Source organism: Streptomyces sp. CBMA152 (assembly GCF_014596475.1).
Classification (GTDB): Bacteria; Actinomycetota; Actinomycetes; order Streptomycetales; family Streptomycetaceae; genus Streptomyces.
In genome coordinates, this window is record NZ_MECJ01000019.1 from 1 (window position 1) to 22,492 (window position 22,492).

Annotated in this window: 14 protein-coding genes; 7 read left to right on the plus strand and 7 right to left on the minus strand. The window is 73.5% G+C overall.

Going from position 1 to position 22,492, the window contains the following annotated elements:
- Positions 1-411: 411 nt before the first annotated feature.
- Positions 412-978: a MarR family winged helix-turn-helix transcriptional regulator gene (locus BG418_RS17775; RefSeq protein ID WP_188274895.1), complete on the minus strand. Its 567-nt coding sequence runs from the start codon at positions 976-978 to the stop codon at positions 412-414.
- Positions 979-1,157: 179 nt separating this feature from the next.
- Here BG418_RS17775 and BG418_RS17780 point away from each other — a divergent pair, with 179 nt between their 5' ends.
- Entirely contained in the window at positions 1,158-2,432 is a 1,275-nt protein-coding gene (locus BG418_RS17780) for an MFS transporter (protein ID WP_188275003.1), read from the plus strand.
- Positions 2,433-2,474: 42 nt separating this feature from the next.
- On the opposite strand, the gene BG418_RS17785 is transcribed toward BG418_RS17780, so the two are convergent.
- Together BG418_RS17785 and BG418_RS17790 are read right to left on the minus strand one after the other, a co-directional pair.
- Positions 2,475-4,127: an ATP-binding SpoIIE family protein phosphatase gene (locus BG418_RS17785; protein ID WP_188274896.1), complete on the minus strand. Its 1,653-nt coding sequence runs from the start codon at positions 4,125-4,127 to the stop codon at positions 2,475-2,477.
- A 102-nt stretch (positions 4,128-4,229) separates the two neighbouring features.
- Positions 4,230-5,660: an NAD(P)/FAD-dependent oxidoreductase gene (locus tag BG418_RS17790; RefSeq protein ID WP_188274897.1), complete on the minus strand. Its 1,431-nt coding sequence runs from the start codon at positions 5,658-5,660 to the stop codon at positions 4,230-4,232.
- A gap of 323 nt (positions 5,661-5,983) precedes the next feature.
- Here BG418_RS17790 and BG418_RS17795 point away from each other — a divergent pair, with 323 nt between their 5' ends.
- Positions 5,984-6,802, plus strand: a complete 819-nt coding sequence (locus tag BG418_RS17795; protein ID WP_188274898.1) for a TetR/AcrR family transcriptional regulator — start codon at positions 5,984-5,986, stop codon at positions 6,800-6,802.
- Between the two features lie 235 nt (positions 6,803-7,037).
- Positions 7,038-9,020 (plus strand): sigma-70 family RNA polymerase sigma factor, encoded by a 1,983-nt coding sequence (locus tag BG418_RS17800; RefSeq protein ID WP_188274899.1) that lies wholly within the window; start codon positions 7,038-7,040, stop codon positions 9,018-9,020.
- Between the two features lie 16 nt (positions 9,021-9,036).
- Here the strand turns inward: BG418_RS17800 and BG418_RS17805 are convergent, their stop codons facing one another.
- Together BG418_RS17805 and BG418_RS17810 are read right to left on the minus strand one after the other, a co-directional pair.
- Positions 9,037-12,213: a BTAD domain-containing putative transcriptional regulator gene (locus BG418_RS17805; protein WP_188274900.1), complete on the minus strand. Its 3,177-nt coding sequence runs from the start codon at positions 12,211-12,213 to the stop codon at positions 9,037-9,039.
- Positions 12,214-12,378: 165 nt separating this feature from the next.
- Entirely contained in the window at positions 12,379-14,490 is a 2,112-nt protein-coding gene (locus BG418_RS17810) for an asparagine synthase-related protein (protein ID WP_188274901.1), read from the minus strand.
- Positions 14,491-15,216: 726 nt separating this feature from the next.
- Here BG418_RS17810 and BG418_RS17815 point away from each other — a divergent pair.
- The 4 genes from BG418_RS17815 (at position 15,217) to BG418_RS17830 (ending at position 20,334) form a co-directional block, all read left to right on the plus strand.
- Positions 15,217-16,635: an MFS transporter gene (locus BG418_RS17815; RefSeq protein ID WP_188274902.1), complete on the plus strand. Its 1,419-nt coding sequence runs from the start codon at positions 15,217-15,219 to the stop codon at positions 16,633-16,635.
- Between the two features lie 136 nt (positions 16,636-16,771).
- Positions 16,772-17,980, plus strand: a complete 1,209-nt coding sequence (gene lhgO, locus BG418_RS17820) for an L-2-hydroxyglutarate oxidase (protein WP_317453687.1) — start codon at positions 16,772-16,774, stop codon at positions 17,978-17,980.
- A gap of 48 nt (positions 17,981-18,028) precedes the next feature.
- The gene (trmB, locus tag BG418_RS17825) at positions 18,029-18,811 is read left to right on the plus strand and encodes a tRNA (guanosine(46)-N7)-methyltransferase TrmB (RefSeq protein ID WP_188274904.1); all 783 of its coding nucleotides are present in this window, start codon (positions 18,029-18,031) and stop codon (positions 18,809-18,811) included.
- 77 nt (positions 18,812-18,888) lie between these two features.
- Positions 18,889-20,334, plus strand: a complete 1,446-nt coding sequence (locus tag BG418_RS17830; protein ID WP_188274905.1) for a PrsW family glutamic-type intramembrane protease — start codon at positions 18,889-18,891, stop codon at positions 20,332-20,334.
- 21 nt (positions 20,335-20,355) lie between these two features.
- Here the strand turns inward: BG418_RS17830 and BG418_RS17835 are convergent, their stop codons facing one another.
- Positions 20,356-21,300: an aldo/keto reductase gene (locus BG418_RS17835; RefSeq protein ID WP_188274906.1), complete on the minus strand. Its 945-nt coding sequence runs from the start codon at positions 21,298-21,300 to the stop codon at positions 20,356-20,358.
- Positions 21,301-21,409: 109 nt separating this feature from the next.
- Complete coding sequence (locus BG418_RS17840) at positions 21,410-22,489, minus strand: M23 family metallopeptidase (protein ID WP_188274907.1); 1,080 nt, start codon at positions 22,487-22,489, stop codon at positions 21,410-21,412.
- Positions 22,490-22,492: the final 3 nt, after the last annotated feature.

Consider the following 22,492-nt stretch of genomic DNA (forward strand, 5'->3'; position numbering starts at 1 on the left):
TTCAGGTTCTTCGCTCTCGCGTTTTCCCTTTCCGGCGGTTCCGACTCTATCAGATCCTTTCGGGCCTGATTTCCGGTCTCCCGGAGCCAAGTCGGCTTGTCTTCCCGGCTGTTGGGCCGTTCCGACGTCCCAGACTCTAGCGGATTTCCCGGGCGGCTCCTAATCGGGCCGGCAAGTCGATCCCACTCTCGTCGAATTGAAATTCGGCATGCCGAAATTCATCCCGGACGGGAGACCGTGCTGAGTTGGGTTGCCGCAAATCTGCGGCGGACGGCTGTCGCAGAAACCTTCCGGCCCCGCGACAACTCGAAGAACTCTACGGATCCGGGAGGGGGATGTCAACCCCCGTCAACCGGTTTACGGACGGGTCCCAGACCCCCAGCCCCCGGACCTCTCCAGGTCAGTCGGGGGTCAGTCCAGGTCCGTCAGACGCCCGCCCGCGTCCGGCTGGGCGTGCTCCACCCGGCGCAGCAGGCGGATCAGCATCTCGCCCAGGACGCCGCGCTCCTCGGAGGAGAGGTCCTGGAGCAGGTCGTCCTCGAAGTCGGTGGCCATCTCCATGGCCTCCAGCCACTTCGTACGCCCCTCGTCGGTCAGCTCGACGATGACCCGCACCCGGTTGTTCTCGTCGCGGTCGCGCGTGACCAGGCCCTCGCCCGCCATGCGGTCGATGCGGTGGGTCATGGCGGCGGGGGTGAGGCCGAGGCGCTTGGCCAGTTCGCCGGGGCCGAGCCGGTACGGCTTGCCCGCGAGCACGAGGGTCTTCAGGACCTCCCACTCGGCGTTGCTGATGCCGAGGGCCGCGACCTGGCGTCCGTACGCCACGTTCATACGGCGGTTCAGCCGGCCCAGGGCCGAGACGACCTTCTCCACCTGGGGGTCGAGGTCGCGGAACTCGCGCTGGTACGCCGCGATCTGCTCGTCGAGGGTCGGCTCCTCGGGGCCGGTGGGCCCGCCGGGCTCGGTGGTCTCAGCCATGCCGCGAGTATCGCACGGTACGCGTTGGCGTCTAAGTCCTTGAGTGTGTATTGTTGAGGTCCTAACTTTAGTATTGAAGTCTTCGGGCCTGAGAGCTTCAGGTTCAAGACCTCCGCTTCGAGGCTTCTGCTTCAGGGCCTCCGCTTCCAGACCTCAAGGTGGTGAGTGTGACCAAGGTGATGGGCGCCGCGATGCGCCGGATCCAGGCGGGGAACGCGCTGAGCGCGTTCGGGCTCGGGTTCACCGTTCCGTATCTGTACATCTATGTGGCGACGGTGCGAGGGCTCGGCTCCTTCTGGGCCGGGATCGTCCTCGGCGTCTTCGCTTTGGCCGCGCTCGTCGCACTGCTCTTCACCGGCCGGGTCATCGACCGGCGCGGGCCGCTGCCCGTCCTGGTCGGCGCCGCCGTGACGGCCGCCGTGGGCGCGCTCTTCCTCGGCATCGCCTCGAACCTGGTCGCGGTCCTCGCGTCCGCCGCGCTGCTCGGCGCGGGCACCGCGGTCATGCAGCCCGCGCTCGCCACCATGATCGTGTGGTGCTCGGGCCCGGAGTCCCGTACCCGTGCCTTCGCCATGCAGTTCTTCCTGGCGAACCTCGGGCTCGGCATCGGCGGGCTCGTCGGCGGGCAGATCGTCGACGAGAGCCGTCCGTCCTCCTTCACGCTGCTCTTCGCCATCGAGTCCGTGATGTTCCTGGTCCTGGCCGGGATCGCGCTGTCCGTGAAGCTGCCGCAGAACGCGTCCATCGGGGACGCCCGCCCCAAGGGCGAGCAGGGCGGCGGTTTCCGCGCGGTGCTCGGGCACGCTGCGATGGTGCGCCTGTGCGTCCTCGGCTTCGTGCTCTTCTTCGCCTGCTACGGGCAGTTCGAGTCGGGCCTGGCGGCGTACGGCACCGAGGCGGCCGGGATCGACCCGGCGACGCTGGGGATCGCGCTGGCCGCCAACACCGGAGCCATCGTCGTCGCCCAGTTCCTGGTGCTGAAGTTCGTCGAGCGCCGCCGCCGCAGCCGCGTCATCGCCGCCGTCGGCCTCATCTGGACCGTCGCCTGGGTCTTCGCCGGGTACGCGGGCCTCGGGCACGGCAGCCAGACGATGGCGACCGCCGCGTTCGTCTCCACGTACGCGCTCTTCGGGCTCGGTGAGGCGATGCTGTCGCCGACCGTGGCGCCGCTGGTCGCGGACCTGGCGCCGGAGTCGATGATCGGCCAGTACAACTCGGCGTTCGCGCTGGTCAAGCAGATGGCGCTGGCGCTCGGCCCGTTCGTGGGCGGGCCCATGGGCGCCACGCTGCACGGCCCGTACATCGTGACCTTCATCGTGTTCTCGCTCGGGATCACCGTCCTCGCGCTGCGGCTCGGCAAGCGGCTGACCCTCGCGCAGGACCACCCGATGCTCGCGGCGAAGTCGCGGGTGGTCGCGGTTCACAAGGCCGAGCCGGCCGAAGTCGCGGCCTGAGCCCAGAGCCGCAGCCGCCGTCTACGTAGTCGCTGTCAGCGTCTACGTAGGCAGCGCGAACTCGCACCACACCGCTTTGCCGCCGCCCGGTGTGCGGCGCGAACCCCAGGACGAGGCGATCGTCGCGACGATCGAGATGCCTCGTCCTGACTCGTCCCCGGGGTCGGCGCGGCGGCGGCGCGGCAGATGGTCGTCGCCGTCCGTCACCTCGATGATCAGGCGGCGGTCGGTGCGGCGCAGACGTAGCCGCATCGGCGGGGTGCCGTGCTGGAGCGAGTTCGCCACCAGCTCGCTCGCGGCCAGGACGCCCAGGTCGCGCAGCTCTACGGGGAAGCGCCAGGAGGCGAGGACCCCGGACGCGAAGGCACGCGCGCGTGGCGCGGCTTCGACGCCGCCGAGCAGGTCGAGCGCCGCGTTGTGGAAGAGCTCCGCGTTCGGGCCCGTACGGGCCGGGTGCTGGAGGACCAGGACCGCCACGTCGTCGTCGTGCTCGGCGGTCACCCCGAGCGAGCGGATCAGGCGGTCGCAGACGACCTGCGGGGTGCCGACCGCGCCGGAAAGGGCGCGCTCCAGGGCCGCGACGCCCTCGTCGATGTCCTCGCCCCTGCGCTCGACGAGACCGTCCGTATAGAGGACGGCGGTCGCACCGGGCGGCAGGGCGATGGTGCCGGAGGTGTGCAGCCAGCCGCCGGTGCCCAGCGGCGGGCCGTTCGGGTCCTCGGCCCGGTGCACGGTGCCGTCCTCGTGGCGTACGAGAACGGGCAGGTGGCCGGCGGACGCGTACACCAGACGGCCCTCGTTGGGGTCGTGCACCGCGTAGACGCAGGTGGCGATCTGGCTGGCGTCGATCTCGGCGGCCAGGCCGTCCAGGAGCTGGAGCACCTCGTGCGGCGGCAGGTCCAGACGCGCGTACGCCCGCACCGCCGTGCGCAGCTGGCCCATCACGGCGGCCGCCCGCACCCCACGGCCCATCACGTCCCCGATGACCAGCGCCGTGCGCCCGGCGCCGAGCGTGATCACGTCGTACCAGTCGCCGCCGACCGCCGCGTCCGTGCCGCCCGGCTGGTAGGTGGCGGCGACGCGCAGGTCGTCGGGCTGCTCCAGCTCCTGCGGGAGCAGGGAGCGCTGGAGCGTCACCGCGGTCTCGCGGTGGCGGCGCTCGCTGGCGCGCAGCCGCTCGGCGGCCTCGGCGTGGTCGGTGACGTCGGCCGCGTGGACGAGGACGCCTCCGCCGCCCTCCCCGCGCGCGGGGATGTCGACGGGCGTGCAGGTGACCGTGTACGAGCCGCCGCCCTGCGCCTTGCGGGACTTGACCGTACGGGGCTTGCCGCTGCGCAGCACCTGGTCCATCAGCGGCAGCAGGCCCAGCTCCTCCAGCTCGGGCAGCGCCTTGGCGGCGGGGGCACCGGCGGTGCGGGGGCCGAAGACCGTCGCGTACGCGTCGTTGACGTACGCCACGCGGTGCTCCGGGCCGTACACCAGCGCCACGAGGGCCGGGAGCTCGCCGAGGAGGCGGCGGACCGACAGCTCCTCCAGGGCGGGCGCGCCTGGGCCGTCCGTCCCGTCGTCGTCGGGCCAGGTGTCGGCCTCCGGGCCGTACTCACCGCGCGCGGCGGGCACGGAGCCCCGGTCGGTCCGTGCGGCGGCGCGGCGCTGCGTACCGGGGAGCCGGGCGCTCCAACGCGTGAAGTTCACGGATCTCTTGGCCTCGTGTGTCGCTGGCTGCTGGGTCACTCTGTGCAGGTGTGGGCCCGCCTATGGTCACACGTCCAGTGTGACGGACCGCACTGACAACCGTCAGTTCCCCGGGGGACCGGACGGCTTGGGACCGGATCCATGGCCGGGTCCGACGGGCCGCCCGCCCGCCGCGCTCTCGAATTCCGCGCGCGGGTGCTCCAGCGAGCCCAGCGAGACGATCTCCCGCTTGAACAGGCCCGCGAGCGTCCATTCGGCGAGCACGCGCGCCTTGCGGTTGAAGGTCGGCACCCGGCTCAGGTGGTAGGCGCGGTGCATGAACCAGGCCGGGTAGCCCTTGAGTTTGCGGCCGTAGACATGGGCGACGCCCTTGTGGAGGCCGAGGGAGGCGACCGAGCCGACGTACTTGTGCTCGTACTCCTTGAGCGGCCCGCCGTTGACGGAGGCGGCGATGTTCTCGGCGAGCGTCTTGGCCTGGCGCACCGCGTGCTGCGCGTTGGGCGCGCACTCCTTGCCCTTCTCGTCGGACGTGATGTCCGGAACGGCGGCCGCGTCCCCGGCCGCCCAGGCGTGCTCGACGCCCTCGATCCGCAGCTCGGCCGTGCACTTGAGGCGGCCGCGCTCGGTCAGCGGCAGATCGGTGGCGGCGAGGACGGGCGCCGGCTTGACCCCGGCCGTCCACACGACCGTACGGGTGGGGAAGCGGGAGCCGTCGCTGAGCACCGCGACCCGGTTCTCGCAGGAGTCGAGGCGGGTCTCCAGGCGTACGTCGATGTTGCGGCCGCGCAGCTCGCGGATGGCGTACTGGCCCATCTCCTCGCCGACCTCGGGCAGGATGCGGCCGCTGGCCTCCACGAGGATCCACTTCAGGTCATCGGGCTTGATGTTGTGGTAGTACCGCGCGGTGTAGCGGGCCATGTCCTCCAGCTCGCCGAGCGCCTCCACGCCCGCGTAGCCGCCGCCGACGAACACGAAGGTGAGGGCCGCGTCGCGGATCGCGGGGTCGCGGGTGGAGGAGGCGATGTCCATCTGCTCGATGACGTGGTTGCGCAGGCCGATGGCCTCCTCGACCGTCTTGAAGCCGATGGCGTAGTCGGCGAGGCCCGGGACCGGCAGCGTGCGCGAGATCGAGCCGGGCGCCAGGACGAGTTCGTCGTACGCGATCTCGACGGCTCCGGTGCCCTCCTCCTCGGTCGCGAGGGTGGTGACGGTCGCGGTCCGCCCGGCGTGGTCGATCTTCTGCACCTCACCGATGACCACATGGCACCGGTCCAGGACCCGGCGCAGCGGCACCACCACATGGCGCGGCGAGATGGATCCGGCCGCCGCCTCCGGCAGGAACGGCTGGTACGTCATATACGGCTCGGGAGTGATCACCGTGATCCGGACGGCACCCTCGCGCAGCCGGGCCTTCAGCTTCCGCTGGAGGCGCAGCGCCGTGTACATCCCGACGTAGCCGCCGCCGACCACGAGAATGTGCGTGCCGGGCGGTGGTTCGGGGCTCGTCCCCCGATTGATCGCAGCCTTCACCATCCCATGAGGCATCCCGCTCCGGGGTTTGTCCACAGGCCCGGCAAATTGTGTGACTGGCGGATGTGGCCGGAAGCGGTGCCGCGTTTTCCCGCAGGTTGGGATAAACATGCAGGTCAGAGCGGGGTAACGCGCTCAACGCACCGGTCCGAATCGGGAAGGTTCGCCTCGTTGCTCCGATCGGGGTGCACACCGTGCGGAACAACCCTCTTCTGAATTGACTCCGGCTCAACTATGTTCGTACCTCGTCGGGGTGTCGGGTCCGGCCACCCGACTGTCAGGGCGGGGAGTCTCCGGGGGGAGACGTCATTACCGGGGGAACGGTTATGCATATTCAGGACTCTCATTGGCAGGCTGCTGTCGTCGCGTCGGCGGACGGCATGGGACGTACGGGCGGTGGTGGGAGCGCTTCCCGCTCCGCACCGCTGCGCGTGGACGCCCAGCGGAATCTGGAGCATGTGCTCCGCGCCGCGCGCGAGGTCTTCGGTGAACTGGGGTACGGGGCGCCGATGGAGGACGTGGCGCGCCGCGCCCGCGTCGGCGTCGGCACGGTGTACCGCCGGTTCCCGAGCAAGGACGTGCTGGTCCGGCGGATAGCCGAGGAGGAGACCGCGCGCCTGACCGACCAGGCGCGCACCGCCCTCGGCCAGGAGGAGGAGCCGTGGTCGGCCCTCTCCCGCTTCCTGCGGACCTCCGTCGCCTCGGGCGCGGGCCGGCTGCTGCCGCCGCAGGTGCTGCGGGTCGGCGTGGACGTCGACGAGTCGACGGTGGTCGGCGGAGCACCGGCGCTGGAGCCGGTCGAGCCGCTGGAGGCGGTGACGTCGCTGCCCGCCGAGGCGCGGGTGCCGCAGCAGCGCCAGGCGGGTCTGCCGGGCACGCCCGACCTGCGGGTCGTCGAGCCGCGCACGACGTCCGCCGACGAGCTCGACGACGCGGGGGCGGCCGAGCTGCTCGCGGTCGTGGGCCAGCTGGTGGACCGCGCGCGCGAGGCGGGCGAGCTGCGACGTGACGTCACGGTGGCCGACGTACTGCTGGTGATAGCGACGGCGGCGCCCTCGCTGCCGGACGCGCACCAGCAGGCGGCGGCGTCCGCCCGGCTGCTCGACATCCTCCTTGAGGGGCTGCGGTCGCGGCCGGCGTCGTGAGGCGCTGATCGTCGGCCGACGGCTTCGGCGGTCCGCCGCCGGTCCGGGGCGGGCGGGCTCCGGCCTTCCGTGCTCGCGTCAGTCGATCCTTCCCCGTACGGGGAAGGAGTAGTGCCGCGGTGCGGGAAGTCTCCCCGGATGAGTGGTTGACGCTCCGGGGGCTCCGCCGGGCCGTGGACTCTGTGGCACGCTTGCCCGGTGGTCGGGTCTGAGCGCGCTTACGGGGGCTTCCGCGATGAACGTTGACGGGCGGGACGAGTCGCTCGGAGGCGGCAGCGGGACGGAGCCGGGCGGGCTGCCGGCCCGGCACGTGCCGAGCCAGGGCGGCCCCGGCGGACGTCCGGACGGCGACGGCGAGCCCGGCGGGACCGTACTGCCCGGCCCCTGGGGCTCCGCCCACCAGTCCGACGCCCCAACGTCCGGATCCGGCGCGTCCGGGTCCGGCGCGGAAGCCAGCGTTCCGCAGCAGCGCGAGCGCGGCACCGGTACCACCAAGCCGACCGCGCCCGAGCTCGCCACCGCCGACGCCGAGCTGATCCAGCGGATGCGGGCGGGCGACGACAGCGCGTACGAGGAGCTGTTCCGGCGGCACTCGGACGCGGTGCGCCGCTACGCGCGCACCTGCTGCCGGGACGCGCACACCGCCGACGACCTGACGGCCGAGGTGTTCGCCCGCACCCTCCAGGCGGTGCGCGGCGGGGCCGGGCCCGAGCAGGCCGTGCGGGCGTACCTCATGACGACCGTGCGCCGCGTCGCCGCGTCCTGGACCAAGACCGCCAAGCGCGAGCAACTGGTCGAGGACTTCGCGCTCTTCGCCGACCAGGCCGCCCGCACCTCGGACGGCCGGGACGGCGACACCGTCGACCTCGGCGCGGACGTACGGGCGATGCACGAGGCGGAGCAGTCGCTCGCCCTCCAGGCGTTCCGCTCGCTGCCCGAGCGGTGGCAGGCGGTGCTCTGGCACACCACGGTCGAGGAGGAGTCGCCCAGCGAGATCGCCCCGCTGTTCGGGCTGAGCGCCAACGCCACGGCTGTGCTCGCCTCCCGGGCCCGGGAGGGCCTGAAGCAGGCGTATCTCCAGGCGCATGTCTCCACCGCGCTCACCGAGGGCGGCGACTGCGCCCGTTACGCGGACCGGCTCGGGGCGTACGCGCGCGGGGGCCTGCGGATGCGGGCCGAGCGGGGCCTGAGCAAGCACCTGGAGGAGTGCGCCAAGTGCCGGCTCGCGGTCGTCGAGCTCAAAGACGTCAACGCCGGGATTCCCGCGCTGCTGCCGGTCGCGGTGGTCGGCTGGTTCGCCGCCGGGTACTCGCTCAAGGCCGCCGGGATCGTGGCGGGCGGCGCCGCCGGTGCGGCAGGCGCGGGTGCCGCCGCGGCCGCCGGGGGCGGAAGTTCGTCGGGGAGCACGGCCGGAGGTGCCGTCGCCTCGGAGGGGCTCGGCGCCCCGGCCAAGGCGGGCATCGCGGCGGCGGTCGCCGTCGCGGTGGCCGCAGGTGTGGTCTTCGCGCTCAGCGGCAACGACAGCAAGCCGCCCGCGAAGCCCGAGGCCAAGCCCCCGGCGGTGGTCCCGGTCGTCCCGCAGAAACAGCCGCCCTCCCCCACACCGGAGCCCCCGGCGCCGCCCGCGCCCGTGCCGCCGCCCCCGCCGCTGCCGCCGAAGAAGCCGTCCCCCCGGCCGACGCCCAAGCCCGTACCCCCGAAGCCCAAGCCGAAGCCGCCCGCCCCGGCGCCGAAGCCCACGCCGCCGAAGCCCAAGCCGACCCCTCCCCCGCCGCCCCCGGTGCAGACGGTCTACCAGGTCAACCGGCTCCAGTACGGCGTGTTCGGCGACCACACCAAGCCCGAGGTGCGGCTCGACGGGTCCAGCTGGCTCTGGCAGCGCTGGGGCCTGTCGATCGACGACCAGCCGTACAGCCATGGCGTGACCGTGCACGCGAGGTCGTCGGTGACCATCGACCTCAACCGCCAGTGCTCGTCCTACGACGCGTTCGCGGGGGTGGACGATCTGACGATGGGCCTGGGCGCGGTGCGGTTCTCGGTGTACGGGGACGGGACGCTGCTGTGGCGCTCGCCCGTGATGCACGGCGGCGACCCTGCGGTGGCGGTGCACGCCGATCTCTCGGGCCACCGGACGCTGCGTCTGGTGGTCGATCCGCACACGCCGTTCGGGTCGGTGGCGCTCGCGGACTGGGCGAAGTCGGTCATCAACTGCCGCTGAGGCGACGACGACCCGGCTACGAACCGCTGACCGCCGCTTCCAGCAGCGCCACGACCTCCGTGGTGGAGAGCGTGGACCCGGCCGCGCTCTCCTCCTCGTACACCTTCGGTCCCAGCTCCTCGCTCAGCCGGGCGCGCAGGGCGTCGAGAGCCGTGCGGTCCGGGACCCAGAGGGGGATTCCGGCGCGCCAGGTGGTGGCGGCGGCCAGGACGCGGGTGGCCGGGCGGAGTTCACCGAGGTCGGGCAGCATGCGGGCGGCGCCCTCGGCGCAGTGCGCGAGCAGGATCTCGGCGCAGTCGCTCGCCACGGCGGCGCGCAGGGCGGCCGCGAGCCCCCGTACTCCGGCGGCGGGCCCCGACTCGGCCCCCGCGACCCGGGCGCCCAGGCCGTCCAGGATCGCGGTGAAGTGCGGCGGCGGGATGGTGCGGGCGCACTCGGCGACGGCCCGGTCGTACTCGGCCCGGCCGACGGCCGCATCGCCCCGGTCCAGGGCCATGCAGGCGCGCAGATAGTGCACATAGGAGGCGGTCTCGAAGACGCTGTAGCGGACGGCGTCCGCCGAGGCCTCCTCAAGCAGCGCCTCGGCCCGGTCGAAGTCGCCGGAGCGGTAGGTGAGTTCGGCGATACGGGCCAGCAGGAACGGGGACTCGGCGTGCGCGCCGACCTCGCGGGCCAGACCGAGCGCCTCCTCGTACGCGGGTCGCGCATCCTCCGGGCGGCCGCGCATCATCGCCGCCTCGCCCACGGCGCTGGCCACCTGCGCGCGCATCCAGCGGTCGCCGACGCGGCGGCCGATCTCGCGCAGCTCGGCGAGGTCAGCGTCCACGTCCCAGACGCCGCCGGGCATGTCGATGACCATGTGCGTACGGAACATGAGACTGACGCCGATCTCCCATTCACCGCCGTACGCACGGCAGTTGGCGACCACGGCGTCGGCGCAGGCGCGCACCTCGGCGGGGGTGTCGAAGAGGAACGCGGCGAACGGCCAGAGCAGGGGGAAGGTCGCCGCCTGCGGCCCGCCCTGCCCGAAGGCGTCCCTCAGGCGGGCCATCTCCGCCAGGCCCTCGGGCGTACGCAGGGCGTCGGCGGGGCTGGACTCGGTCAGCAGGAACGTCCGCAGCAGCGAGAGCCGCATGCGCGGCCAGTAACCGGGATCGTCGGGGTCGTCCGTCGCCCTCGCGTCCAGGGCCAGGACGCGCTCGGCCCAGCCGGCGCCCTCGGCACGGTAGTTGCGCAGCCACCAGAACCAGCCCATGGCGAGGGCGAGTTCGCCGCCGCCGACCGGGTCGGGGTCGGTGACGGTGACCCGGTGGAGCACGGCCCGGATGTTGTCGAGCTCGCTCTCCAGGCGCCGGATCCAGGGCAGCTGCCCGTGCGAGCGAAGGAGCGGGTCGGCGGTGAGGACGAGGTCGCGGTAGTACGCGGTGTGGGCGCGGGCGGCCTCGGCGAGCGTGTCCGGCGCCTGGGCCGCGCGCTCGGTGGCGTACTCGTGGATGGTCTCCAGCATCCGGTAGCGCATACCGCCCGCGTCGGGGTCCGGGGCGGCCACGACCAGGGACTTGTCGACGAGGGCGGCGAGGTCGTCGGTGGAGTCTCTGGTCGATCCGCAGACGGCCTGGGCGGCGGACAGGTCCCAGCCGCCGGCGAAGACGGAGGCGCGGCAGAGCACCGCGCGCTCGTGCTCGTCGAGCAGGTCCCACGACCAGTCGACGACCGCACGCAGCGTCTGCTGCCTGGGGAGTACGGTCCGGCTTCCGCTGGTCAGCAGCCGGAACCGGTCGTCCAGGCGGTCCGCGATCTGGCGGGGCGTCAGCAACCGCAGCCGGGCGGCGGCCAGTTCGATCGCCAGCGGCAGACCGTCGAGCCGTCGGCAGATCTCGGCGATGGCCTCGGGGTCGTCGCGCGGATCGAAGTCCGGTCGTACGGTACGGGCGCGCTCGGCGAAGAGGCGGTGCGCGGGGTCGGGCGGCAGCGGCTCGACCGGGCGGACGCGTTCGCCGGGCACGCCGAGGGGTTCGCGGCTGGTGGCGAGGATCCGCAGGCCCGGGCAGTGCGTCAGGAGCGTCTCGGCGAGGCGGGCGGCGGCGCCGATGACGTGCTCGCAGTTGTCGAGCACGATCAGGGTGGCGGGGGCGGCGGACAGATGGTCGACGAGCCGTGCGACCGGGTCGTCGGCGTGCGGCTGCCCCTCGCGTCCCAGCAGCGTGGTCTCGCGCAGGCCGAGCGCGGAGACGACCGCGCCGGGGACGGCGTCGGGGTGCTCCAGCGGGGCGAGCTCGGCGAGCCAGGCCGGGGTGTGGGCGGCGGACTCCTCGGCGAGCCGGGTCTTGCCGGAGCCGCCGGGGCCGGTGAGCGTGACGAGCCGGTGATGCCTCAAGTCCGCGCGGATGGCGACGAGTTCGGGCTCGCGGCCGACGAAGGAGGTGAGGCGGGGGCGGAGGTTGCCGACGGGGGCGGCAGCCGGTGGGTTCAGCAACTCCTGGTGCAGCTGGGTGAGTTCCGGGCCCGGGTCGGCGCCGAGGGCGTCGGCGAGGGTGCGGCGGGCGCTCTCGTACGCGAGGAGGGCGTCGGCGGTACGGCCCTCGGCGCGCAGGGCGCGGATCAGCTGGGCGTGGAGGGGTTCGTCGTACGGGTTCGCCGCGAGCAGTGTGGTGAGCTCGGCGGGCAGCCGCGCGGTGGCGCCCCGGCGCAGGTCGGCCTCGATACGGTCGCGGAGCGCGGCGAAGTGGCGTGCCTCGGCGTGTACGGGGGCGCCGGTGCGGTCGGGGAGGTCGGCGAGGGCGGGGCCGCGCCACAGGTCGAGGGCGGTGCGCAGGGTGCGGGCTGCGGTGTCGGGGTCGCCGTCGGCGAGTTGGCGGGCGCCGGTGCGGGCCAGGTGCTCGAACGCGAACAGGTCCACGTCGTGGGGGCTGTCCACGACGAGGCGGTAGCCGTGCGGGGTGGATGCGACGGCGTCGCGCCCGATCGTTCGCCGCAGGCGGCCTACGAGGGCCTGGAGGGCGGCGGGGGCGTCGGTCGGCGGGGCGTCGGACCAGATGTCGTCGATGAGTGCGGTGTGCGGGACGGGGGTGTTCTGGTCCGCGCGGGCTGCGAGGGCGGTGAGCAGGGCGCGGAGGCGTTGGCCGCCGAGGGGGATGGGTGTGCCGTTGTCGTGGGCTTCGGCGGGGCCGAGGATGTTGTAGGTGTGCGGCACGGGGTCATTGTCGCGTGAGTTTTCCCCACCCCGCCCCTTCCCGAAAGCCTTGCGGGCGGCTGGGTTCTTTGGCTGACCGCCGGTGGGGGCTTGTCGCGCAGTTCCCCGCGCCCCTTGATGGGCCCTTCGGGCCCTCCTTAGGGGCGCGGGGAACTGCGCGACGGACTACGCCCGCAGCGTCGGTCTCCCCGGTCCCACCCCGCTCGCCACCGCCCGTTGTTTCGGGGCCGCCGTGCCCGTCCAGCATGTGCCGCGGCGGGAGAGGAGGCGGCGGAGCCAGAGTTCGGTGGAGATCAGGTCGGCCAGGCCATCGAGGGGCAGCGGGGTGCCCGAGGCCGCCGCGCGGAGGGCCTTGCGGACCGTTCGGGCCTCGATCAGGCCCGCGTCCGCCAGCAGCGGCGCCTCGAAGAGCGCGATCAGGGGGTCGATCGCGAGCCGCAGGCCCGTGCGGGCCGCCGCCGTCGAGGTGGCGTGGGACGTGGCGCCCCAGCCCGGCGGCAACTCCCGTACGCCGGAGCCCGCCAGCACCGTCCGCAGGATCGCCGCCCGCGCGCCCGGCTGGACCCGTAGCGCCTCGGGGAGGGCGCGGCAGGCCCGTACGACCTGGTTGTCCAGGAACGGGGCGTGCAGGCGCTGGCTGCGGATCTCGGCGGCCTGCTCCAGCACGCGGTGGTCGGCCGCGTAGCGGGCGAGCGCCGCGCGGGCCCGGGCCTCGCCGGGGCGCAGGACCGTGGCCGGGCGGGTCGCCGAGGCCATCAGCCGGATCGATACTTCTGCGAGCGCCTCGCCGGTGAGCCAGCGCGCCGCCGGACCCGGCCGCGTCCACGCGAGGGAGGCGAGGGAGGCGTCCAACGGGCTCTCGGCGTCGTCCACTTGAAGGTCCGCGTCGCGCCGCAGCCGCTCGGCCGCCGACTCGATGCCCGTCCGGTACGGCGTACGGGCCAGCTTGCGCGCGGCCCGGTAGACGGTGAGCGGGACGAAGAGCGAGTGGGCCGACGGGCCGCCCGCCTTCGCCAGCGCCGCCGCCGGGCGGAGCAGATGGCGGCGCTGGCGGTCCATCAGGAGGTCTGCCAGGCGGGCTGGGTGCGCGTCCAATACCTGGCGCGCGCCGCTGCCCGTGAAGTGGTCCGCGCTGCCCGACGCCAGCCTGCGGCGGTGGCGTTCGGCGGTGACCAGCGACGGTCCCGGCTCGTCGGTGAGCGGACCCGCCAACTCCGCGTACGGCAGGGTCTCCTCGCCGCCCGCGACCACCACATGGTGCAGCCGGGGATTGGCCGCGATCACCCCGGCCCGCTCCAGCTCGGCCTCGCCCCTGCGGCCGGGCACGGCCAGGTCGTTGAAGGTGACCGCGAGCAGGCGTTCGCCCGCCCCCGTGCCGTGGCCGAGCACCGTGCCGGGCACGCCGGGCAGCCCGGCGGCGAGCAGGGCGAGGGTGGCCGAGGCCGGGCCGCCGGAGAGGTCCGCGCCGATGCCGGGCGCCGGACCCCCGCGCGCGGCGCGCCGCTCGGCGGGGCCCATGCCGGGAACGGGCCCGGGGTCCGGCGGCAGTGTCTCGGGGGCGTGGCGCGGCGCGGTGAGTCTCGCGCGTACGGCCCCGACCAGGGCCTCCCGTACGCCGTTGACCGCGCTCTCCTCGTCGACCTGGGCCGCGGCCACGGCGAGCGAGGCGACCGGCTCGTAGCCGGTGATCTCCCGCGAGCCCTCCCGCAGCACCAGCGCGTGGCCGGGCGGAATGCGCCGCACCCCCGCGTACGGGGTCGAGTCGCCGAGCGCCTCCGGTACGTCCGGGCAGGCCAGCAGGGCCGCCAAGTGGCCGATGTCCAGCTGGGCCTCGATGAGGTCGGCGAGCGGCAGGGCGGCCGTGGCGTAGGCGGTGCCGGTCGCCCAGGGCGTGTAGAACACGGGGCGTGCGCCGGCCAGGTCGCCGACGACAGTGACCCGTCGGCCGACCTGCGCAACCGCCGTATAGCTGCCGGGCCACGCGGAAAGGTGCCGCAGTGCGCCCCCGCGTGCCGCGAAAAGGCCGACCCGCAGCTCCTCGTCACTGGCGGCGCAGCAGCCGAGGATCGCGAGCCGGGTGTCCGCCCCCACGCTGACCACCCGGATCTCGTCGGGCCGCCAGTCACCGACCGCCCAGAGCGGGTCGGGGTCGCCCCACAGCAGCTGGGAGCCGACGGGGTGCACGGTGCGCCCCTCCTCGGGCGCACCCACGGCACCGGCCGTCCCCGCGGCACCGAATCTCGCGGCGACACTGCTCCAGCCCACCAGCCACCGCATCGCCGCCTCCACAGCCTGTGGACAACTCGTCGCACGCGCCGCAGAACCAGCGGGAGCCGTACTTCCGCGTACTGGCGTGTGGTTCCGAGGTCGCTCGGGACCATGCTGCCATGACAATGGCGCGCGGGAGGGACCTCGGGGTAGCGCGCGCAAAAAGTGAACGCGCCCCCTGGGATGGCCGATTGACGGCCCCGAGTGCGCCCCCGGCATGAGAAGAAACGGTCTTCCCGGTCGGTAACCGACCATCGGTTTTCGGCCAACTTCGGCCCACGCGCGCGTGGCGCACGCCCTGGAGGGGGCATGAAACCGAGAGGAAAGCGGAGGCGGAACAAGCACAGTCCGGGAGGCGCTGTCCGCCTCCCGGACCGGTCCGCCGCCCGCGGGGATTGAGGCGGCGGTGTCCCCCAGCCCACTGGATCCAGTGCAGCGGGCCGACCCACGCACCTCACATGGAAGCGCTCCCCACGCGTTCGCGGCCAGAGCGCACGCACCGCGCACGGCCACACACCCGGAGCACACAGGAGGCGTCCCAAGTCGTCCGCCCGGTAAACAATCTCGCCATCCGGAACACCGCCTCTTAACGCTTGGGATGCGGCGAACTACGCTGGGTGTACTGCTGTTCTCCGCGGGCGGCATATTCCTGGGGGCTCGGCCACATGATTGTGCGGCCGGACGGGGCCTCGGGGCGCCGCCCCGGGGGACGCCGTCTGTGTCGAGGGGTGGCGCATGTCCAGGGAGCTACGCGGGCCGAACGAGAAGCTCGGCACCGTTCTCGCCCTCGCGGGAATAAGCAACGCCGGACTGGCACGGAGGGTCAACGACCTCGGCGCACAGCGCGGCCTGACGCTTCGTTACGACAAGACGTCGGTGGCCAGGTGGGTGTCCAAGGGCATGGTGCCGCAAGGGGCCGCGCCCCACCTGATCGCGGCGGCCATCGGCGCCAAGCTCGGCCGCCCGGTGCCGCTGCACGAGATCGGGCTCGCCGACGCCGACCCGGCGCCCGAGGTCGGTCTGGCGTTCCCGCGCGACGTGGGCGAGGCGGTGCGCTCGGCGACCGAGCTCTACCGGCTGGATCTGGCCGGGCGGCGGGCGGGCGGTGGCGGCATCTGGCAGTCGCTGGCCGGATCCTTCGCGGTCAGCGCGTACGCGACCCCCGCGTCCCGCTGGCTCATAACCCCCGCCGACTCGTCGGTGGCGCGGGAGCACGACGGGGCGGCCGGGACACCGCTGAAGGTCGGCCACAGCGATGTGGCCAAACTGCGCGAGGCGGCGGAGGACGCGCGCCGCTGGGACTCCAAGTACGGGGGCGGGGACTGGCGTTCGTCGATGGTTCCCGAGTGCTTACGGGTGGACGCGGCGCCGCTGCTGCTCGGCTCGTACTCCGACGAGGTCGGCCGGGGACTGTTCGGGGCGAGTGCCGAACTGACCAGGCTGGCCGGGTGGATGGCCTTCGACACCGGTCAGCAGGAGGCCGCCCAGCGCTACTACATCCAGGCGCTGCGCCTCGCGCGCGCCGCGGCCGACGTGCCGCTCGGCGGCTATGTCCTCGCCTCCATGTCGCTCCAGGCCACCTACCGCGGCTTCGCCGACGAGGGCGTGGACCTCGCGCAGGCCGCCGTCGAGCGCAACCGGGGCCTGGCGACCGCCCGCACCATGAGCTTCTTCCGTCTGGTGGAGGCACGCGCGCACGCGAAGGCGGGCGACGCGCTCGCGGCCGGCGCCGCCCTGAAGGCGGCCGAGTCCTGGCTGGAGCGCTCCCGGGACGGCGACGCGGACCCGTCCTGGCTGGGCTTCTACTCCTACGACCGGTTCGCGGCGGACGCGGCCGAGTGCTACCGCGATCTGAAGGCCCCTCGCCAGGTGCGCCGCTTCACCGAGCAAGCGCTGTCGAGGCCCACCGAGGAGTTCGTCCGCTCGCACGGCCTGCGGCTTGTGGTGAGCGCGGTGGCCGAGCTGGAGTCGGGCAATCTGGACGCGGCGTGCGCGGCGGGCACGCGCGCGGTGGAGGTCGCCGGGCGCATCTCGTCGGCCCGCACCACGGAGTACGTACGGGATCTGCTGCACCGCCTGGAGCCGTACGGGGACGAGCCCCGCGTCGTCGAGCTGCGCGAACGCGCGAGGCCGCTCCTGGTGGCCCCGGCGTAGATCACTTCCGCCACGGGTTTACGGGCGTTGTCAGTGGGCCAGTGCAGTATGTGATTGCCAGGGGTTCCGGCGGGCGGCGCGGCCGCCGTCGGGCCCGGTGTCTTCGAAGAGATGCGGCCGGGTGGGAGGTGCTGGGGTGAGCGCGTACGACTGTGACGTACTGGTGATCGGCGGCGGGATCGTCGGCCTGTCGACGGCGTACGCCCTGACGCAGGCCTCGCCCGGGACGCGCGTGACCGTCCTGGAGAAGGAGGACGGCCCGGCCCGCCACCAGACCGGCCGCAACAGCGGGGTGATCCACAGCGGGATCTACTACCGCCCCGGCTCCCTGAAAGCGCGCTACGCGGTGCGGGGCGCGGCCGAGATGGTCCGCTTCTGCGCCGAGCAGGGCATCGCGCACGAGGTGACCGGAAAACTCATCGTGGCGACCGAGCGCGCCGAGCTGCCGAGGCTGCACGCGCTGGCCCAGCGCGGCCGGGCCAACGACATCCCGGTGCGCGAGCTCGGCCCCGCCCAGATAGCCGAGTACGAACCGGAGGTCCGGGGCCTCGCCGCGATCCACGTCGGCACGACCGGGGTGTGCGACTACGGCGCGGTCGCGGCCCGCCTGGCCGAGCTGTCCGGCGCGCGGATCCTGTACGGGACGCAGGCGATACGGATATCCCGCCGCCCCGACGCAGGCGTCGCGGTGCGCACCTCGACCGGGGCGGTGCTGCGGGCCCGGGCGCTGGTGAACTGCGCAGGGCTGCACTGCGACAGCGTGGCGCGGCTGGCCGGGGACGACCCGGGGGTGCGGATCGTCCCGTTCCGGGGCGAGTACTACGAGCTGGCGCGGCCCGGACTGGTGAAAGGTCTCGTCTACCCGGTGCCGGACCCGGCGTTCCCGTTCCTCGGGGTGCATCTGACCCGGGGCATCGACGGTGGAGTCCACGTCGGGCCGAACGCGGTGCCGGCGACGGCCCGCGAGGGCTACGACTGGCGCACGATCCGCCCCGCCGAGCTCGCCACCACGCTGACCTGGCCGGGCTCCTGGCGGATGGCGGCCCGGCACTGGCGGTACGGGGCGGGCGAGATCCACCGCTCGCTGTCCCGCCGCGCCTTCACGGAGGCGGTGCGAAGGCTGCTCCCGGCGGTGACCGAGTCCGACCTGCACCCGGCGCCCGCCGGAGTCCGCGCCCAGGCGGTCCTGCGCGACGGCACCCTGGTCGACGACTTCCTCATCCGCGAGGCCCCCCGCACGATCCACGTCCTGAACGCCCCGTCCCCCGCCGCGACGGCCTCGCTCCCCATCGGCCGCGAGGTGGCGAGACGGGCGCTGGGGGTGCTGGGGGCGACGCGGGTGTAGCCGTGGCCTCTGGGGTGCGCGGGCCCGGGCACGTAGAATCGGTTCATTGTGTCTGAGCAGCCCCACACCTCCCCCGCCCGTCGCCCCAAGGGCGAGCCCCGGTTTCCCGGGGGTCCCGTCGCCGATCCCGCCGGGTCTCACCACGAGCGCCGGATCCGGAGTTTCCAGCCGCGCCGCAGTCGGGTGACCACCGGCCAGGGCGAGTACCTGGAGCGGCTGTGGCCGCTGTGGGGGCTCGACATCGACGGGCTGAGCAAGCTCGATCTGAAGGAGATGTTCGACGGGCTGCCCGTCGTCCTGGAGATCGGGTTCGGGATGGGCGAGGCGACGGCCGAGATGGCCGCCGAGGACCCCGGCACCGGAATCCTCGCCGTCGACGTCCACACCCCCGGCCAGGGCAACCTCCTGGGCCTCGCGGAGCGGGGCGGCCTCAGCAACATCCGGGTGGGCAACGGCGACGCGATCATCCTGCTGCGCGAGATGCTGGAGCCGGAGTCGCTGGACGGGCTGCGCGTCTACTTCCCGGACCCGTGGCCCAAGAAGCGCCACCACAAGCGCCGCATCATCCAGCCCGACTTCCTCACGCTCGTCGCACCCCGGCTCAAGCCCGGCGCCGTACTGCACTGCGCCACCGACTGGGAGCCGTACGCCGAGCAGATGCTGGAGGTGCTTAGCGCGCACCCCGCGTTCGAGAACACCCAGGCCGACGGCGGCTACGCGCCCCGCCCCGCGTTCCGCCCGCTGACCCGCTTCGAGGGCCAGGGCCTGGACAAGGGCCATGTCGTCCACGACCTGCTGTTCCGGCGCGTGGCCGACCTGCCGTCCGCCTGACGGGCGACCCCACGCGCCGCCCGCGAAGGACCCGGGCACCGTCGCGGATTGTCGGTGCGGGTCGTTAGGGTCGTCTGGTGTCGTCCGAATCGCTTCCGCACCGCTCTCCGCCGGGCCCGGTCCAGCCGGTCCCGGACTGTCGCGCGCAGCCGCGGTTCGACGCCGTCCCGGAGCGCGCGAAGTGGCGCTACCGGCCCCGGCGGGACTTCTGGCGCTCCAAGGCCCTGCGGGCCGGCGCGCTGATCACCCTGCTCGCCCTCTGCGGCCTGGTCATCCTCGCCATCGTGCGGGACCAGACGGGCACGGAGGGGTTCCTGGTGGGGCTCGGCCTCGCCGTGCTGCCGGTGCCGCTGCTCGGCACCGCGTTCCGCTGGCTCGACCGGGTCGACCCGGGCCCGTGGCGCAATCTGCTGTTCGCCTTCGCCTGGGGCGCGTGCGCCGCGGCCCTGGTGGCGATCATCGCGAACTCGTTCGCGACCAAGTGGATAGCCACCGCGACCGCCGACCCGTCCTCCGCCGACCACCTGGGCGCGACCGTGATCGCGCCAGTCGTGGAGGAGAGCGCCAAGGCTGCTGCCGTACTGCTGCTCTTCCTGTTCCGAAGACGGGATTTCAAGGGGATAGTCGACGGCGTCGTCTTCGCGGGCTTCACCGCGACCGGCTTCGCCTTCACCGAGAACATCCTCTATCTGGGCAACGCCTTCGGCGAGGACCAGGCCAGCCACACCGCCGGGCTCGCCTCGACGACGGCCGCGACCTTCTTCGTACGGATCGTGATGTCGCCGTTCGCGCATCCGCTGTTCACGGTGTGCACGGGCATAGGCTTCGGCGCCGCGGCCCTCGCCTCGGCCCGCTGCCGCTGGCGCCGCATCGGGCTGCCGATACTCGGCCTGCTGATGGCGATGGGCATGCACGCGCTGTGGAACGGCTCGTCGACGTTCGGGACGTACGGCTTCTACCTGGTGTACGCGGCGTTCATGGTGCCCGTCTTCGGCCTGCTCACCTGGCTCGCGATATGGAGCCGCCAGCGCGAGCTGCGCACGGTCGCCGCCGAGCTGCCCGCGTACGCGGCGGCGGGCTGGCTCGGCCCGGCCGAACCGCTGGCGCTCTCCTCGATGCGGGCCCGCTCGATGGCCCGCGACTTCGCGCACCGCACCTACGGCGGCCGCCGGGCGGCGCGCACGGTCGCAGAGTACGAGGCGTTCGCGACGGCCCTGGCGTTCCTGCGCCACCGGGCCCACCAGGGCTCGGCGGGAGCGGACTTCACGGCCCGCGAGCAGGAGCTGCTGCACCATCTGTGGGAGCGCAAGGCCGTCGCCGGTCCCGCGCTGCTGTACGCGGCGGGCGCGGCGGGCCGCATCTGGATCCCGCCCCAGCCGCACCCGTACGGCCCCCGCGCCCCGTACAACCCTCCGGCGTCCTACGCCCCCTACGGCTACGAGGCCCCGTACGGCACACAGGCACCGCACGGCACCGCCCCCGCCCCCGAGCAGTCCGCGCCGTACAACCCCTACCTGCGCTGACCCCCGTACAGCTGCCGCGCCTTACGCCGACGCGGTCTTCAGCTCGCTCAGCTCCGCGTCCGTGAGCTCGAAGTCGGCGATCGCGACGAGCGCGGGAAGCTGCTCGACCGTGCGGGCCGAGGCGATCGGGGCGACGACGGTGGGCTGGGCGGCGAGCCAGGCGAGCGCGACGGTGGCGTGCTCGACGCCGCGCTCGCGCGCGATCCGGTCGAGCGCGGCCAGCACCTTTATGCCCCGGTTGGTCTGGAGGTACTGGCCCGCCTTGCCGGCCCGCTCGCTGTCGATGGTCATGCCCGGGCGGTACTTGCCGGTCAGGAACCCGGAGGCGAGCGCGTAGTACGGGACGGCGGCCAGGCCCGAGCGGCCGGCGGTGTCCTGGAGCCGGCCCTCGTAGGTGCCGCGCGAGACCAGGTTGTACTCCGGCTGGAGGGCGACGTACTTGGCCAGGCCCTCGCGGTCCGCGAAGTCCAGCGAGTCCTGAAGGCGCGCCGGGGAGATGTTGGAGGCGGCGACCGCGCGGACCTTGCCGTCCTGCACCAGCTGGTCGAGGGCGGTGACGATCTCCTCGACGGGGACGGACTCGTCGTCGCGGTGCGTGTAGTAGAGGTCGATGTAGTCGGTGCCCAGGCGCCGCAGGGACGCGTCGACGCCGGCCTTGATCGTGGTGGGCGAGAGGCCCTTGTACTTGAGGTGGGCGCCGACCTTGGTGGCGACGACGACGTCCTCGCGGTTGCCGCGCGCGGCGAGCCAGCGGCCGATGATCCGCTCGGACTCACCGCCCTCGTTGCCCGGGGCCCACTGCGAGTACGCGTCGGCCGTGTCCACGAAGTTGCCACCGGCGGCGGTGTACGCGTCGAGCACGGCGAACGACGCCGCCTCGTCGGCGGTCCAGCCGAAGACGTTGCCGCCGAGGGCGAGCGGGAAGACGGAGAGGTCCGAGGCACCGAGCGGGCGCAGAGAGGTCATGAGGGGGCAACGGCGTTGTGGGGCACGGGTATTCCGGATACGACCGCCCGGCGGGAGCCCGGGGCGGAACTCGGCCCCGGGCCGCACCTGGCCCGGGGTCGGGCCCGGCCTACGGGTTGAGCCCCTTGGACTGCAGCCACGCCATCGGGTCGATGCCCGTCCCGTCCGGCGTGTGCACCTCCAGGTGCAGATGCGGGCCCGTGACGTTGCCGGTGGCGCCGACGCGGCCGATCGTGTCGCCCGTGCTGACCTGCTGGCCCGCGCTGACCGCGATCGACGACTGGTGGCAGAACCAGAGCTCGGAGCCGTCGTCCAGCTCGATGACCGTGCGGTAGCCGTACGAGCCGGACCAGCCCGCCGACTTGACCGTGCCGCTGTGGATCGCCTTCAGGGGCGTACCGGTCGGGGCGGCGAAGTCGAGGCCCGTGTGGTGGCCGGAGGCCCACATCGAACCGGCCTCGCCGAACGTCGAGGTGATCGTGTACGAGGCGACCGGCAGCGAGTAGCTCTTGGCGAGCTGCGCGAGGCGCTCCTCCTCCGCCTTCTTCGCGGCGGCCTCCTCGGCGGCCTTCTTCTCGGCCGCCGCCTTCTGCTGCGCGGCGGTCTGCGCGGCCTTCGCCTCGGCCGCGGCCTTGTCGGCCGCCGCCTTCTCGGCGCTCACCCTGGCCTCGGCCTCGGCGTTGTTCTGCTGCTGTTCGGCCTGCTGGAGGATGCGGGCGCGCAGGGCCTCGCCCGCGTCGGTGGCACCCTGTTCGGCCTCAGCACTGGAGACGCCCGCCATGGTGAGCGGGGCGCTCGCCACGGCCCTGTCGGCCTGGGCGGTCGGGGACGCGTCCGGGGTGTCGTCGCCCGCGATGTCCGATATCAACGTGCCCACGCCCGGCAGGGACTTGACGTCCGGAAGCTTGTCGGCGACCGAGTCGGGCAGGGATATGGAGACCGGCGGCTTCGTCTGCGCGCTGGCCATGCCGCCCGCGCCGACGGCCGCGATGACGCCTACGCCGAGGACGGTGGAGCTGCGGGCGAGCCCGCCGCGCTGCTTGGCGACGCGGTGCCGGCCGCGTACAGCACGCAGGGACTCCTCGGTGGGGTCCCACGGCTCCCACTCCTCGGTGTCACTGGGCGCGGGCCCGTACAGGGAGACGGGGGGAACCGGCGGGGTGCCGAGGGCAGGCTCGTTGGACGCCACGGG